Source organism: Vibrio sp. V19_P1S1T109 (assembly GCF_002241375.1).
Taxonomy (GTDB): Bacteria; Pseudomonadota; Gammaproteobacteria; order Enterobacterales; family Vibrionaceae; genus Vibrio; species Vibrio anguillarum.
Genome location: NZ_NDIM01000344.1, coordinates 1 through 15,357, shown reverse-complemented (window position 1 = coordinate 15,357; position 15,357 = coordinate 1). Strand labels below are relative to the sequence as shown.

Here is a 15,357-nt window from a genome sequence, read left to right as displayed (position 1 = left end):
CCATCGATTCATCGGCTTCAAATGTAATTTCTTTGTCGAGCAGAGAAAGCGCATATTGAAAACGCTCAAAGCGCTTTTGCATTGATAAGTTATAAACATCAAATGCAATTTGGTTATTGCCAGCCTTGAGTTGATCATCAAGTTGTGTCGACCACGTATGAAAGGAATCAATATCGCTCTGAGTAAAGATATTGCGGTTGTAGTCGAGCAGTTCGAGATAACGATTGAAGATAGCTTGCGAGAAATCGTCATTCAAGTTGAAGTGTTTGTAATGAGAACGAGTAAAACGGGAAGTCACACGCTTACTCGCCGTTTCATGCTGCATTTCTGGGGCAAGAAGAGGTAAATCTTCTTTGCTAAGAGTGGCTTCTAAGGCCTGAACGGATGACGCTGCTAGCCATAGGCCAGCAGCGATCAACGTTAATTTTGAACGGCATTTCATGCGTAGGAATTTCTCCTTTATGCGCGCAAGTGCTCCGCTTTCACAACCATTTGTAGGCCGTTGACAAGTTGAACGCGCACATCTTCCTTATTAACTTCAACAATGGTCGCAGCCATGTTTCCTTTACCCATGTTTACGTTCACTTGTTTGCCAGTGATCATTTCATCAGCATTTAAAGCGCGCGTCTCGACAGGTTTTTCAGCTTTTGGCGCTTTCGCTTGAGGACGACGAGCTTGTGCTTGAGGCTTTTTCGCTTTTGGTTGCTTCGCTTTTGCCTCTTCGCGTGCCTTTTGTCCTTGCTCTTTACGACGAGCCTGTACTCGAGCTTTACTTTCTGCCAATGCGGCTTGTGCGTGCTCTACATGTTCTTCTTCTAACTCTCCACATGGGTTGCCATCAAGGTCAACACGAGTTGCACCTAGTTTAACACCATGTAGATAACGCCATGACGACGTGTATTGTCTTAACGCAGCACGCAGCTGTGTTTTACTTACTTTTGAGTCTTCGTTTAGGCGTTCAGCAAGATCTTGAAAAATACCAATTTTCAAAGGCTTTGCTTCACCTTCTAAAGTAAAGCACTTAGGGAAACATTCAGCAATGTACGCAATAACTTCTTTGCTGTTTTTTAACTTTTCAGTGTTTTCCATGAGGATTCCTGGTTTATGCGGTCTTTCCGCGAGGCATTAAGATAAATATGTTCGGTATTATAGTGACCTAAATGCGAAAAACCACAGGCAATGACCAATTTATGCCTTGTTAGCGTGTGAATTGAGCAGCTTTTCTATCTCAATCATTAATTCTGCCATCCCTTTCTCATCAATTTCAGAAAAACGGCCAATTGTTGGGCTATCAATATCCAATACTCCCACCACTTGACCATTGATAGAAAATGGCACCACCAACTCAGAATTACTCGCAGCATCGCAAGCAATGTGACCAGCAAACTCATGGACATCATAAACACGTTGTATACGGTTAGTCGCCGCCGCAGTACCACACACACCTTTTCCTAAGGGGATGCGTACACAGGCTGGTTTTCCTTGAAAGGGACCGAGAACCAGTTGCTCTTCTTTTATTAGGTAAAAACCCACCCAGTTAAGATCTTCAAGCTCCATGTTAAATAAGGCGCTCAAATTGGCAAGATTAGCGATTAAATCCGTTTCAGATTCAACCAGTGCCACCGCCTGCTTGGTAAGACGGCGGTATTCTTCTATGTTCATATAAACTCAACGACCTTTTGAAAACGGAAGACATCTATTTTTGAACAGCGTACAATTTCTCACACGATAAATAGGATGCATTCTCATCATAATGACTAATTCCAATGACACTATTAGCCGCTCTTGGGTAATAAAACAAGTAAAAAAACATCGACCTACACTTCTATTTGCCAATGCGATCGCGGTTATTGCAACGCTGGTTAGTGTCCCTATTCCACTATTAATGCCATTAATGGTCGACGAAGTTCTGCTGAATAAACCCGCTTCTGGTTTGGCGATGATGAATACTATTCTACCGACGTCGATGCAAAACCCAACAGGCTATATTGCGCTCACGTTATTGCTAGTGGTCTTGATGCGTAGCGTCAGCCAAGCGCTCAACATACTTCAAAGCCGTCAATTTACTTTGGTGTCCAAAACCATCACCTACCAAATGCGCTGCAAAATGATTGATAAATTAGGACGGATAAGCATCAGGCAGTACGAAACCAAAGGCAGTGGTGGTATTAATGCTCACTTAATCACCGACATCGAAACCATTGATCAATTCATAGGTAGCACACTCAGTAAATTTATCATCAGCCTACTGACCGTGTTAGGCACCGCGGGTGTTCTACTCTGGCTTGAGTGGCGTTTAGGGCTGTTTATTTTATTGGTCAACCCGATTGTAATTTACTTTTCACGTAAACTCGGAAGCAAAGTCAAACATCTGAAAAAGCGAGAAAACCAAGCGTATGAACGCTTTCAAAATCGGCTAGTCGAAACATTAGATGGCATTTATCAATTGCGTGCCGCTAATAAAGAGCGAGAGTTTCTCAATGAACTCAAACAGCAAGCCAACCAAGTCCGAGAGAATGCAGACAAATATGCATGGCAATCAGAGGCTGCAGGGCGCGTCTCATTTCTCCTATTTTTACTTGGTTTTGAGCTATTTAGAGCGGTCGCGATGCTGATGGTGGTTTTTAGCGACTTGACCATAGGGCAAATTTTCGCCGTTTTCGGTTATTTGTGGTTTATGTTAGGCCCAGTGCAAGAGCTGCTGAGTATTCAATTTTCTTGGTACAGTGCAAAGGCGGCCTTTCATCGCATTAATGATCTGCTTGCACTGGAGGAAGAGCCTCGCCCTATTTGCAAAATTAACCCATTCACAGATAACCGCCAGGTCGATGTTGAGGTTTCTCACGTTAATTTTGCCTACGATAGTGAAAAGAGTGTGCTCAACGATCTCTCGCTCACGATTCCGGCGGGTAAAAAAGTTGCGTTGGTTGGCGCAAGTGGTGGTGGGAAATCCACGTTGATCCAACTGTTAATTGGTGTGTATCAGCCCAATTCCGGGCAGATCCGTTTTAATGGTGCGACCACTGAAGAGATAAGTTTTGATATTATTCGCGATAACATTGCCGTGGTATTACAACAACCTATACTATTCAACGACACCTTAAGGCATAATTTGACCCTCGGCGGTCAATATGCAGAAGAGGAATTATGGCAAGCGCTGCATATTGCACAACTGGATGATGTGACTGCGAATCTCAGTGACGGTTTAGAAACGCTAGTTGGCCGAAATGGTATTCGCTTGTCGGGCGGACAACGTCAACGTTTAGCCATCGCTCGGATGGTACTGAGCAATCCCAAATTTGTTATTTTGGATGAAGCAACATCCGCGTTAGATACGGTAATTGAAGCGGCATTGCACAATGCTCTGACTGGATTTTTGAAAGGTCGAACTACTTTAATTGTTGCGCACCGCCTTTCGGCAGTGAAACAAGCCGATATAATTTACGTGCTGGAAGATGGTCAAGTTAGCCAAATGGGTACGCATCGAGAATTAGTCGAGCAAGATGGGTTATATCAGACCCTTTATGGAAATCTCCAATCGTACGTTTAGTGATTGGGTAACAATAAATTAGGATGATTGTTTGTCTCAACATTCAGCGCTTATTCAACATCCACAATCACCTAACGGCGTGAGGTTGTGTCACGGCTGTGAATTGGCCGTTGATCTCGTCGAGGTTGAGCATGGAAAAAGTGCCTATTGTCCACGCTGCGGTACCCAACTGTACCGCGGTGGATCTCCCTCTTTGTCTGGGGATTTAGCCGTTGCCATCACTTGCTTGTTACTGTTTATCCCCTCTCATTTTTTTGAATTCATCAGCATTCGCTTGGTTGGGGTGATGATCCCCGCCACCTTGCCATCCGGTGTCTTTGCGCTGGCTGAAGAGGGCTTTGGAGCGCTCGCTTTATTGGTGCTATTTTGCAGCTCTATTGCGCCACTTTTAGTGTGTGGTTCCGTAGTGACCGCTCATATCGCCTTGCGTTATCGATGGTTTCATCTACTGCGTGGCTCACTGATCATTATTCAGCGATTAAAAGCATGGGTAATGCTCGATGTTTTTTTAGTCAGCGTGGCGGTATCTTGTTTTAAACTTCAAGATTATTCCGACATTTTTATCGGTGTGGGGTTGTATGGTTTAGTTTTGCTGCAACTGGCAACCGTATTGTTAGCGACTCGAGTTAGCGTAAGGCGCTATTGGCAAGCGTGGCAGCCAGAGAATCAATATGCCTTCGAGCGTAAAGAGGTGCATTGCCACCATTGCCATCTTTCACAACCAGAAAATACGCACTGCGTGCGTTGCGCGCAAAAATTATATCACCGGAAACCCAACTCGATACAACGAACTTGGGCCTATTTAATTGCAGCAAGTGTCGCTATTTTCCCCGCGAACCTGATTCCAATATCGATTTTAATTACCAACGGACAGCGATTAGAAGACACCATCTTCTCTGGTGTTGCGTCACTGATTAATAGTGGTATGGTCGGAATTGCAATCATCATTTTTGTGGCCAGTATAATCGTGCCTATTGTAAAAATATTCGGCCTGACCTATCTATTACTGGCGATTAAATTTAAGCGAACGGTTTACCACCGTCAGAGAATGAACATTTATTTCGCGATTAAATGGATCGGCAAATGGTCGGTAATGGATCTGTTTGTCATCTCAATTATGTTGACACTGGTTGATCGCGGTCAAATTCTCGACTTCACTCCCGGTTATGGAGCCGTTGCCTTTGGCTTGGTGGTTGTACTCACCATGCTCGCCACAGAAAGTATGGACCCAAGACTCATCTGGGATAATTACCCAGAAATCGCAGACCAAAACGAGCTTTCACATGAGTAAACAAATTTCAAGCCAGCCCTCACACACTCCCGATGTTAAGCGAAATAGGGGCATCTCACCTTTGTGGATACTGCCCATACTCACCATGGCGCTCGCAGGTTGGTTAGTCGTTAAAGCCATTCACGATGCTGGCGAACGAATCCAGATCTATTTTTCGGACGCACAAGGCTTAGTCGCAGGGCGAACAACAATTCGCTACCAAGGGCTCGAAGTCGGCATGGTAAGAGATATTAAACTGTCCGAAGGATTAGAAAACATCTATGTGGAAGCCGATATTTATCCAGAAGCTACTCAGTTACTCAATGACAATACCCGCTTTTGGTTAGTGAAGCCAACGGCCAGTTTATCTGGCGTTTCAGGTCTAGATGCGTTGGTTTCAGGAAACTATATTGCGATTCAACCGGGTAACGAAAATAGTTCAGCTGAACACGATAAAGTGTTTAGTGCTTTAGATGGTGCACCTTCTGATCTACTGCCTAATCAAGGGCTTATCATTTCTCTAAAGGCTCGCGATCTCGGAGGTATTTCTGTTGGCTCACAAATCGTCTATAAAAAAATTCCGATTGGTGAAGTGTTTAACTACAAACTCGATGACGATGCAAAGTCGGTACTCATTCAAGCCTCGATAAAAGACGAGTATCGCCACATTATTACCAATGAAAGCCGTTTTTGGAATGTCAGCGGTGTTGGTGCAAGCATTGGCTTTGAAGGTGTTGATGTCCGCTTAGAAAGTTTAAGTGCATTAATCGGTGGTTCAATTGCCGTCGATTCACCGGACGGTGGGGAGCCTGTTGAACAAAATACCCAATTTAGTCTCTATCGCGATTTAAAAACCGCAGGGCGTGGTATCCCTGTGAAAATCACCCTACCCGATCAGCATAATATTAACCAAACCGGTGCCCCCATCATTTACCGAGGAATAGAAGTCGGTCAAATCACGGAATTGCAGCTCAGTAAAAGTCACCAACAGATCATCGCCTCTGCCGCTATCCAGCCGGCTTTTAGTGATATGCTCAATTCGGGAAGCCGTTTTGTGTTGGAAGAGGCCAAAGTCTCACTCTCTGGAGTTGAGAACATCGGTAATTTGATCAAAGGGAATTACTTGACACTCATTCCTGGCAAGGGCGAAAAGGCCAGAAGTTTCACTGCAATTCGCCAATTTGAATTTAATCAGTCACAAGCAAAATCGATTGCTATCAAACTTACAGCGGAAAGCTCATATGGCTTAGATGTGGGCAGCCAGATTTTGTATCGAGGTATCGCGGTAGGTTCAGTAATTGACGTAAAGTTGCAGCAAGACAGTGTTGTGCTCAATACGCTGATTGATGAAGAGTACTCATCACTCATACGCTCACAGAATCGTTTTTACATTACAGGCTCGGCCACCGCGGAGCTCACCGAATCAGGCCTTAATGTTTCGATCCCTCCTGCCAAACAACTGCTCGCCGGCTCAATCAGTTTCATCAGCGAAGGCGCTGAAAATGCGAGTAATGAATACCCGCTATATCAAAGTAAATCCTTAGCTGAGCTTGCAAAATATAATCAAAGCGGCTCACAGACACTGACTCTTTTTGCCGACGAGCTTCCTCCCATCAATCCGGGCAGCCCGCTCCTATACCGTAACCTTCAAGTAGGCAGTGTTTTTGGCTTTAAGCTCACTAAAGAAGGTGTGAAAATCGAGGTCAAAATAGAGAATCAATATCGCCATCTGATTACGAATCAAACTGTTTTTTGGAACCGTTCTGGCGTCGAAATTAATGCAACACTTGCAGGCGTAAAAGTCAAAGCCGCTCCTTTAAAAACTTTAATTCAAGGAGGCATTGCATTTGATTCGTTGCAAGGTATTGATAACAAAGATCAGAATTTGTGGAAGCTCTATGACAGCTACGATCAAGCACGTAAGGCGGGCCAAGAAATCATCTTAACGGCCGATTCATCCTTTGGCGTTACGCTAGGAACATCCATCAAATATAACAATATCACTGTGGGAGAGGTTGTTTCTGTAACACCCGATTTCAAGACAAACCAAGTTACACTCCAAGCGAGAATTGAGCCTAGCTACGCATTAGGCATTGCCAGAAATGGCTCTCACTTTTGGGTAGCGAAAACTAAGATTGGCTTCAATGGTGTTGAAAATCTGCAAAACTTACTCAGTTCCAGCATTGAGGTCCAACCTGGGTTTGGCGATGTGCAGTATCAATTTGAACTAGAAAAACAGCCACAACAAGCACTCGGTATTGAATTCACCTTACAAAGTGAAACACGAGGATCAGTGACTGAAGATAGCCCGGTTCTCTACCGTGAAATGGAAGTGGGCAAAGTAACCCATGTTGCTCTAGGAGACTTTGCAGACCGCGTCATGTTTACCATTGAAATCCAAAAAGAGTTCGCTTATCTGGTTCGCAGCAATAGCGTATTTTGGAACACTTCTGGCGTCGATGTATCCATCGGTTTATCTGGTGCAAATATAAAAGCAGGCACGTTAGATAGCATCATGAAAGGCGGAATTACATTTGCCACTCCAGAGCAAAAACAGCTACAACCTATCGCTAAACAAGGCCAAGCATTTTACTTATATCCTGAAGCCAAACCAGAATGGCACCAATGGCGAACAGCCATACCAAAACCTTAAAGGGTTAACCTTGATTCTTATAAAATGCAGCTGATCGCTGCATTTTTTATTATTTTGATCTCATCACGATTCTTATATAATCCGGCCTCAACTCCCAGACGAGATACTGCTTTGCACGCCAATATAACCCTACCTGAACCTTTTCTTGCGACAATTGAAGCGATACTGCCCACACATCTAACGATGAGTGATTTTATTGCAGCTTGCCAACGTCCTTTGCGTAAAAGTATCCGAGTCAACACGCTAAAAATCTCTGTCGATAGTTTTTGTCAACGTGCCGTAGAAAAAGGATGGGCTTTATCACCAGTGCCTTGGTGTAATACGGGTTTTTGGATTGAAGCCGACGAGTCTGTCGTACCTTTAGGTAATACCGCCGAACATATGGCAGGTCTTTTTTACATTCAAGAAGCCAGTTCTATGATGCCAGTATCCGCTCTTTTCACTGGCGGTGAATCGTTCAATTCAGTACTCGACATGGCGGCGGCTCCGGGTTCAAAAACAACGCAAATTGCGGCGTGTATGGAAAATGAAGGCGTATTAGTCGCCAACGAATTTTCAGCCAGCCGTGTTAAAGTGCTGCATGCTAATATCGAACGCTGCGGTGTACGTAACAGTGCACTGAGCAATTTTGATGGTCGAGTCTTTGGCGGTTGGTTACCGGAACAATTTGATGCGGTGTTAATAGATGCTCCATGCTCAGGAGAAGGTACCATCCGTAAAGATCCTGATGCGATGAAAAACTGGAGTAAAGAATCTGTATTGTCGATTTCCACAACACAAAAAGATTTGATTGAAAGTGCGTTTCAAGCTTTAAAGCCCGGCGGTGTGATGGTCTACTCAACCTGTACATTGAGTACAGAAGAGAACCAACAAGTGTGCTTGCATCTACAAGAAAAATATCCACAATCAGTTGAATTTGTTTCCCTTATTTCATTGTTTGAGGATGCAAAAGCAGCTATTACAGACGAAGGGTTTTTGCATGTATTCCCTCAAGCTTATGATTGTGAAGGTTTTTTTGTTGCGAAAATCCGTAAACTTAGCTCTGTACCCCACCCTGAAGTCAACAAACGCTTAGGTCAATTTCCTTTTGCGAAAGCCAACCTTAAACTCACACAAGAGATCACGGATCAACTCATGAAAACGTTTGAAGTTGCGATCCCCGATGATACCAGTGTCTGGCTACGTGATAATGATGTATGGTTATTTCCAAACGCACTGGAACCTATGCTCGGCAAATTCCGCTTCTCTCGCATGGGGATAAAAATCGCTGAAACACATAAAAAAGGTTATCGCTGGCAACATCAAGTCGCTACATCATTAGCGACTGGTAACGAATCAAACTGCATCACACTATCGATTGAAGAAGCGCGAGATTGGTACATGGGCAGAGATGTCAGACCAGCACTACAAACTGGCACTGGCGAAGTGCTGGTTAAACTCGGTAACGATGTGATTGGCCTAGGGAAATGGGTAGGAAACCGCATAAAAAATGGTTTACCAAGAGAACTCGTTAAAGATAAAAATTTGTTTTAACATGCCCCAAAATAGGACAAAAATCTAGAAAACACGCGCACTTCTAGCGATAACAACTATACTTACAGGGAAGCATAAGTACGACTATTTTAATGATTAGCGTAGGCTCAAATGAGCCATTCCCCTAGGCCCAAAAACGGAAAAGTTTCGGGCCTTTTTTTATCGTCAAGGAAAATAGATTGCAACAGGAGGTGAACGCCTCAGCTATACAAGATGAATTCCATCTTCCCCAATGGTAATTTTTCCCTGCTTGTACAAACCACCAATGCTCTTCTTAAAGGTTCCCTTACTGGTACGGAACATCGAAAAAATAGCTTCTGGTGTCGATTTATCACTTAATGGAAGAAAACCACCCTTTTTCTCAAGTAACTCTATGATCTTAGTGCTTAGCTCATCCATTTTTGCTACGCCAATTTTTTGCAGAGCTAGGTCAATTTTTCCATCTTCACGGATATTTTTGATGTAGCCTTTTAAGGTCTTACCAATAAACAACTTACCAAACACATCTGATGGGAAAATCATCCCCCAGTGCTCGCCATTGATGATGGCCTTGTATCCGAGTTCTGAGTGTTCTGCAATTAATAGATCAACTTGCTGATTCTGCGTATAGTTTGCAGGGGTTTTGTCCAGCCACTTGTTGAATTTAGTTGTGCCTACGATGCGGCCGGAAGCCTTATCAGTGTAGACATACACTAAAATCATTTGTCCTTCTTTAAAACGAGCACGCTGTTCGCTGTAAGGCACCAATAAATCTTTACCCTTCAGACCCCAATCAACAAAAACACCAGTGCTATTCACACCCTGAACTTTCATCAATCCCCACTCGCCTACTTTTGCAATCGGTTTTTCAGTCGTCGCGGCAAGTTGATTGTCTGAATCGAAATACAAAAATACGTCTATTTTCTGCCCCAATTCAACCCCATCTGGGGTAAATCGTTTAGGCAGTAAAGTGGTTCCAAAATCTTCAGCATCCAAAAATACGCCGAAATCAGCAATCTTTACGACTTCTAAACTGTTTATTTGACCAACGTTAATCATTTACTATGTCTCACCTCAATTTTGCAGAGATTATACGTGATCTCTGTTATCCTTTCCTGCATTCAAGGGAAAAATAAGCATTTTTTCAGGAGCTTTCTTTGGTTAATGTCGATAAGCAAGATACCATCACGCTTAAAATTTCACATGCCATGTCTCAGAGCAAAGAACTTGCTCTAGACATTTACCTATTCATTCCCGGTGATTTAGGTCTAACACCCGAAATACTTCCTGAATCTGACTTTTACTATAGCTTCATCCACCAAGAGCGTGCGTATTACAGTGATAAAACGTTACTGCCCTTAGTGCACAGCCGACTTGCACAACGAGGCCATCTCTCTTCTACTCAGTATCGAGTCAGTTTGAGTTTATTTGCTTATCAGTATGTTATCGCTCTAGATAAAGCTGTAGTACAACTCAATACGACGAGTGACACCGTCACATCAGATGAAGTTGATAGTGTCATTGAACTCTCTTTAGATATTTTGAAAAGATTGCGCCGCAGCATTCCTTATGAAGAGAGCTTAAAACGCTATTACGCCAATATTGATAACTATTTATCTTGGTATACTGAGCAAAAGTTTCTTTCCCTAGTCGCACACATGAACCGCGATGGTGAATATAAAACCATCAAAGAGCGTCTAATTACACTGGTTGAGAAAGAACAGGCACATCGTAAACTTAACAATTACAACTCGGCAAAGGCAGGGGAAGACATCACTCGGCTGAGTAACAAGATGCGCCTACTACGCCGTTTAATCGAGCATCCCATTGTGCTTAATGAACACGTCACTTCTTTAGGTAATAACATGAAGCGTGCCGTAAAAGGCATCGCGACTGGGCTTGTAATGCTGTTTGTCACCGTCATCGCCATTACAGCTCGCGACTATTGGGGGGAAATCACCGCCTCTTTTATCATCGCTATGTCGTTTGTTTATGCATTACGCGAGATCTTTAAAGATGACTTACGCGATATGCTGTGGCGCTGGATCCGTAAAGGAAAACCTAAATGGAAGCGTCGTTACATAGACCCAACGACCGGAAAATCTGTGGGTTACAAAATTGAATGGCTTGATTATACCAACCTGAGTAAATTACCAGACAGAATCAAAACAATTCGAAAGAAACGCATTGTTCAAAGGGAGGAACAGGTACTTCACTATCGCTCAGAAACGGCCATGTCAACCTCACGCTTCATGAGTGGCTATGAGGAAACACGCGAAACTTTACACATTGACCTACGCCCGATTACCCGTTTGATGGACAAAGGCTCTAATCGCATTTATCAGTTAAGTGGTGGTCAAGTGAGTCGAGAAACCGTAGAAAAACGGCACTTGCTCAACTTGATTATCAAAGAAGATAACCATAAAGAAGAGCCCCGCTACTACCGTTGGAAAATTGTTTTAAATAGAAATAAGATTGTCGACATTGAACCGATAGAATTAAGCGAGTAGTCTCTAATTCGGCCTTATTTACCAATACGCTTTAACGATAAAGTAAGATGAAACTCCGCCATAGGCTCGTCACCATGCAGCGAAGGACAGGTTGCAATGATCTTTACTGTCTGATTGACTCGCTCTCCGGTCGCGATAGTTTCATCAAGCATACTGTCTATTAGCTGGCCATCATGGCAATGAAAATGGACATCCGCCTCCGGCCTTTTTAAAAACTCCGCACTAACCGCTTTAAACGCCAACGATACTTTGGAGCCACGCTGTTGTGCTTTATGCATTGCCATAAAACCGCCCGCTACGTCTGCACCAACGGCTAACACACCAAAATACATACTATTTAAATGATTTTTATTGCGACGTTTCAGTGGAATTCGAATTTCTACAGAGCGTTCGTTTAGCACTAAAATCTTTGGCCTGCAGGACCAAATCAATGGTACTTTTAAAAAACCAAACAGATTTAAGTAAAGATTCGCTTTTGTTAATGGGGAGAGCATGAGGCTTGACCTTTTCAATATGGTTGTCGGACCAGTTCAAGGTATACGCTGTAAAATGTCAATAAGTTGTTACAAAAAGTTAGGGTTGAGCGCAGCTATTCTGCGCCCAAATCAGATCATTACATTTTTACCACAACATCAGCCTGAACACTTTCAGCTAAGTGCTCCTGCAGCTTTGGATAACTTGCGAGTGCTTGGGTGACGACCAAAATCGGCTTATTCGCATGACGTGCCGCTTTTGATGCTAAATCGAGCAGCGTGATGACCGCCTCACTCTCTGGATTAAACAAATGGGAAAGTTCAGGATTCTCTTTATCAATGCCTAAGGTGTATTGTGTTAAGTTATCGATGTTGATGACCACACCATCAAAATAGTGCATCAAACGCTCTGCCAACAATGCCGCTGATGGAACATCGCAAGAATAAAGCACTTTCAAACCATCTAAACTCCGAGGTAAAGACTGCTCTGCCAGTCGGTCAATGATCGTAGCCGCATCACTTAATGTTCGAACAAATGGCACCACAATTTCGATGTTCAATCCTTGCTTGCGCAATGCCTTGATCACAGCGCATTCATAACTAAACGCTTTTGCATACTGGTTGGAAGAAAAACGCGATACGCCGCGCACTCCCATCGCTGGGTTAATTTCATCCGTTTCAACACTTCCACCGATCAACGCCTTATAAGTGTAACTATCTGCATCACTCAAACAGACACGAATCGTAGTGTGATTTTTTTGAACCGCTGCCACTACTCTATCAACAATGGTTGACGTAAAGTGCTCCGCCACCGCTTTGTCATCAAGAATGGATTGCAAAGAGCCTTGCTCAAGTTCAGTTAGATTCGCAAAATGTTGCTCAATCGAAGGATGATAAAACAACGAATCTAAAATAATGTCGGACAGCGATACATACAAATGCTGGGCATTTCCACTTGATTCAATTGCCGCTGGAAGGGCATCACCTAAGATCAACTGAGGGTGGATCGTATCATGTTGTGCCAAACTCATTCATTACTCCCTACATTTTTAATTATCTTGCTCAGGAAAATACCCATAGCCGAGTATTAATTCAAGTAAAAGTAAATATTTATGACAAATTTATGAATAAAATTTCATCTCACAGATGATAAGCAATAAGTTTTCCGTTTTGGAGTTTATTCCTATTGCCAATTCCGTTATCTTTACCGCTTCGCAATAAGAGTACAGGCTTTACCATGCCATTAAAAACAGATGAATTAAGAACTCAAGCCTTGGGCCCAATGCCGACTCCGGCAGAGCTTGGAAATGCGCATCCGATCACAGACGACGTAGCAGAGCGCATCGCAAACTCACGCCGTCAAATTGAAAATATTCTGACTGGTCACGATGATCGCTTGTTAGTCATTGTCGGTCCGTGTTCAGTACACGACACTGAAGCAGCAATGGATTACGCTCAACGTTTGAGTGCGATCCAAGACCAATATAAAAATGAACTGTTTATCGTCATGCGTACCTATTTCGAGAAACCACGCACCGTTGTGGGCTGGAAAGGTTTGATTACGGATCCCAATCTGGATGGTTCATATGCACTGGAAACAGGGCTCAATAAAGCACGGAAATTATTATTAGATATCAACAAGCTAGGCCTTGCTACTGCGACTGAATTTTTAGACATGATCACCGGGCAATACATCGCAGATCTCATCACGTGGGGAGCTATTGGTGCACGTACTACGGAATCTCAGATACACCGAGAAATGGCGTCTGCGCTGTCATGCCCTGTCGGTTTTAAAAATGGCACGAATGGCAACATCAAAATTGCTATTGATGCCATTCGAGCGGCCCAAGCATCGCATTACTTTTACTCACCGGATAAAAATGGCCGTATGACCGTTTATCGTACCAGTGGTAACCCCTTTGGCCATGTTATTTTACGCGGTGGTGATACAGGGACAAACTATGACGCTGACTCCGTATCTGCAGCCTGCGAGCAACTGATCGAATTCGGCTTAGCCCCGCGCCTCATCGTAGATTTTAGCCACGCGAATTGCCAAAAGCAGCATAGAAAACAGATAGATGTAACGGCCGACATCTGCACACAAATACGTACAGGTAAGGATTTCGTTGCTGGTATTATGGCTGAAAGCTTCATTATCGAAGGTAACCAGCCAATGCATGACATAAATAACCTCACCTATGGTCAATCGATTACCGATCCATGCTTAGGATGGGATGACACAGCAACTATGCTGGATATGCTGGCACAAGCGATCACTGACCGCCGTAACTTAAAGTAAATACTAAGCAATAGATAAGGAAACACCATGCCTTCTTTTGATATCGTTTCAGAAGTCGATACTGTTGAACTTCGTAATGCTGTCGATAATGCAAACCGAGAGCTTTCTACTCGTTTTGATTTTCGTAATGTAGAAGCTGGATTTGAACTCAAAGATGAAGTTGTAAAACTGTCTGCAGAAGATGATTTTCAATTGGGTCAAATGATGGATATTTTACGTGGCAACCTCGCGAAACGAGGTGTTGATGCCAAAGCGATGGAAGCGAAAGATTCAGTACATTCCGGCAAGCGCTGGTTTAAAGATGTCCAATTTAAACAAGGACTGGACCCGTTAACCTCCAAGAAAGTGGTAAAAGCCATTAAGGATGCCAAGCTCAAAGTCCAAGCATCCATTCAAGGTGAAAAAGTAAGAGTAACGGGTAAAAAGAGAGATGATTTACAATCAGTGATCGCTCTAATGCGTGAATCGGATATGGGCCAGCCATTCCAGTATGACAATTTCCGAGACTAACAGCACCACGAATAAAATATCAAAGCCACCTCACTAGGTGGCTTTTCAATCACTGATAACTATCATTTACAATGAATCGATTCCTTCCTTCTGACTTCGCTTGGTATAACGCTTGGTCTGCACTCTCCATTGCACTCTGCCACGACAACGCCAACTTAGACACCGACTTCTCAGCAATTGCTCCAATGGAAACAGTTACAGGAACCCGCTGCCCTGCCCAGTAAAATGATGTTTGTTCGACTTGAGCACGAATTCTCTCCAAGACTTCTTTAATATGAGCTTCTGGTGTACTAATGATCATCACAAACTCTTCACCTCCCCACCTCATAAGTAGATCTTCAGGTCGAAGCTGCTGTTTCAGAATGGTAGATAATGCCCTTAACACTTCATCCCCCGCCTCATGACCATACTGATCATTTATTTTTTTGAAATAGTCGACATCAATTATGGCTAATAAATGTGGTTTATTATTAGTTGTTTCTTCCTGATAAGAAAACCAAGTATCAAGATATCTTCGGTTATACAAATCCGTGAGTGGGTCATGTGTAGATTCAACTTCTAACTTTGCATGATCCTGCTG

General features: G+C 43.3%; 13 protein-coding genes and 1 pseudogene. 7 read left to right on the top strand and 7 right to left on the bottom strand.

Translation table 11 applies throughout. The features are described 5' to 3' along the window. The 3 genes and pseudogenes from B9J87_RS16120 to B9J87_RS16110 all read right to left on the bottom strand — a co-directional run. A pseudogene (locus B9J87_RS16120) lies at window positions 1-442 on the bottom strand (carboxy terminal-processing peptidase); the annotation flags it as partial. Window positions 443-459: 17 nt separating this feature from the next. Beyond that, window positions 460-1,089, bottom strand: a complete 630-nt coding sequence (gene proQ, locus B9J87_RS16115; RefSeq protein WP_017044692.1) for an RNA chaperone ProQ — start codon at window positions 1,087-1,089, stop codon at window positions 460-462. Window positions 1,090-1,188: 99 nt separating this feature from the next. After that, complete coding sequence (locus tag B9J87_RS16110) at window positions 1,189-1,662, bottom strand: GAF domain-containing protein (protein ID WP_017041971.1); 474 nt, start codon at window positions 1,660-1,662, stop codon at window positions 1,189-1,191. Between the two features lie 91 nt (window positions 1,663-1,753). Between B9J87_RS16110 and B9J87_RS16105 the strand changes: the two genes are divergently transcribed. The 4 genes from B9J87_RS16105 to rsmF all read left to right on the top strand — a co-directional run bounded on the left by B9J87_RS16105 (window position 1,754) and on the right by rsmF (window position 9,006). Then, window positions 1,754-3,550 carry an ABC transporter ATP-binding protein gene (locus B9J87_RS16105; protein WP_094151711.1) on the top strand — a complete coding sequence of 599 codons (1,797 nt, stop codon included), beginning with the start codon at window positions 1,754-1,756 and terminating at the stop codon, window positions 3,548-3,550. Between the two features lie 31 nt (window positions 3,551-3,581). Beyond that, the gene (locus B9J87_RS16100; RefSeq protein ID WP_094151709.1) at window positions 3,582-4,841 is read left to right on the top strand and encodes a paraquat-inducible protein A; all 1,260 of its coding nucleotides are present in this window, start codon (window positions 3,582-3,584) and stop codon (window positions 4,839-4,841) included. Further along, complete coding sequence (locus B9J87_RS16095) at window positions 4,834-7,473, top strand: MlaD family protein (protein WP_094151707.1); 2,640 nt, start codon at window positions 4,834-4,836, stop codon at window positions 7,471-7,473. Before B9J87_RS16100 ends, B9J87_RS16095 begins: the two co-directional genes overlap by 8 nt. Before the next feature lie 111 nt (window positions 7,474-7,584). Then, window positions 7,585-9,006, top strand: coding sequence for a 16S rRNA (cytosine(1407)-C(5))-methyltransferase RsmF (rsmF, locus tag B9J87_RS16090; protein ID WP_217898086.1), 1,422 nt, complete (start codon window positions 7,585-7,587; stop codon window positions 9,004-9,006). 204 nt (window positions 9,007-9,210) lie between these two features. On the opposite strand, the gene B9J87_RS16085 is transcribed toward rsmF, so the two are convergent. Beyond that, the gene (locus tag B9J87_RS16085; protein ID WP_013856923.1) at window positions 9,211-10,044 is read right to left on the bottom strand and encodes a CvfB family protein; all 834 of its coding nucleotides are present in this window, start codon (window positions 10,042-10,044) and stop codon (window positions 9,211-9,213) included. Window positions 10,045-10,142: 98 nt separating this feature from the next. Here B9J87_RS16085 and B9J87_RS16080 point away from each other — a divergent pair, with 98 nt between their 5' ends. Beyond that, a complete protein-coding gene (locus B9J87_RS16080; protein WP_094151705.1) occupies window positions 10,143-11,495 on the top strand; it encodes a hypothetical protein in 1,353 nt (450 codons plus the stop codon). Window positions 11,496-11,509: 14 nt separating this feature from the next. Here the strand turns inward: B9J87_RS16080 and B9J87_RS16075 are convergent, their stop codons facing one another. Together B9J87_RS16075 and B9J87_RS16070 are read right to left on the bottom strand one after the other, a co-directional pair. After that, window positions 11,510-11,989: a PaaI family thioesterase gene (locus tag B9J87_RS16075; protein ID WP_017047658.1), complete on the bottom strand. Its 480-nt coding sequence runs from the start codon at window positions 11,987-11,989 to the stop codon at window positions 11,510-11,512. Window positions 11,990-12,108: 119 nt separating this feature from the next. Continuing rightward, window positions 12,109-12,999 carry a putative PEP-binding protein gene (locus B9J87_RS16070; RefSeq protein WP_010319067.1) on the bottom strand — a complete coding sequence of 297 codons (891 nt, stop codon included), beginning with the start codon at window positions 12,997-12,999 and terminating at the stop codon, window positions 12,109-12,111. 206 nt (window positions 13,000-13,205) lie between these two features. Here B9J87_RS16070 and B9J87_RS16065 point away from each other — a divergent pair, with 206 nt between their 5' ends. Continuing rightward, window positions 13,206-14,267: a 3-deoxy-7-phosphoheptulonate synthase gene (locus tag B9J87_RS16065; protein ID WP_094151703.1), complete on the top strand. Its 1,062-nt coding sequence runs from the start codon at window positions 13,206-13,208 to the stop codon at window positions 14,265-14,267. A 27-nt stretch (window positions 14,268-14,294) separates the two neighbouring features. Further along, window positions 14,295-14,777 carry a YajQ family cyclic di-GMP-binding protein gene (locus B9J87_RS16060; RefSeq protein ID WP_010319065.1) on the top strand — a complete coding sequence of 161 codons (483 nt, stop codon included), beginning with the start codon at window positions 14,295-14,297 and terminating at the stop codon, window positions 14,775-14,777. A 49-nt stretch (window positions 14,778-14,826) separates the two neighbouring features. Here B9J87_RS16060 and B9J87_RS16055 read toward each other — a convergent pair. After that, on the bottom strand, window positions 14,827-15,357 hold a 531-nt coding region (locus B9J87_RS16055), incomplete at its 5' end, for a GGDEF domain-containing protein (RefSeq protein WP_141201587.1).

Excerpts from the sequence above, each read along its gene's own strand:
- proQ (WP_017044692.1), bottom strand. The coding sequence starts at position 1,089 with ATGGAAAACACTGAAAAGTTAAAAAACAGCAAAGAAGTTATTGCGTAC.
- B9J87_RS16085 (WP_013856923.1), bottom strand. The coding sequence starts at position 10,044 with ATGATTAACGTTGGTCAAATAAACAGTTTAGAAGTCGTAAAGATTGCT.
- B9J87_RS16110 (WP_017041971.1), bottom strand. The coding sequence starts at position 1,662 with ATGAACATAGAAGAATACCGCCGTCTTACCAAGCAGGCGGTGGCACTG.
- B9J87_RS16095 (WP_094151707.1), top strand. The coding sequence starts at position 4,834 with ATGAGTAAACAAATTTCAAGCCAGCCCTCACACACTCCCGATGTTAAG.
- B9J87_RS16060 (WP_010319065.1), top strand. The coding sequence starts at position 14,295 with ATGCCTTCTTTTGATATCGTTTCAGAAGTCGATACTGTTGAACTTCGT.
- B9J87_RS16070 (WP_010319067.1), bottom strand. The coding sequence starts at position 12,999 with ATGAGTTTGGCACAACATGATACGATCCACCCTCAGTTGATCTTAGGT.
- B9J87_RS16075 (WP_017047658.1), bottom strand. The coding sequence starts at position 11,989 with ATGCTCTCCCCATTAACAAAAGCGAATCTTTACTTAAATCTGTTTGGT.
- B9J87_RS16065 (WP_094151703.1), top strand. The coding sequence starts at position 13,206 with ATGCCATTAAAAACAGATGAATTAAGAACTCAAGCCTTGGGCCCAATG.
- B9J87_RS16105 (WP_094151711.1), top strand. The coding sequence starts at position 1,754 with ATGACTAATTCCAATGACACTATTAGCCGCTCTTGGGTAATAAAACAA.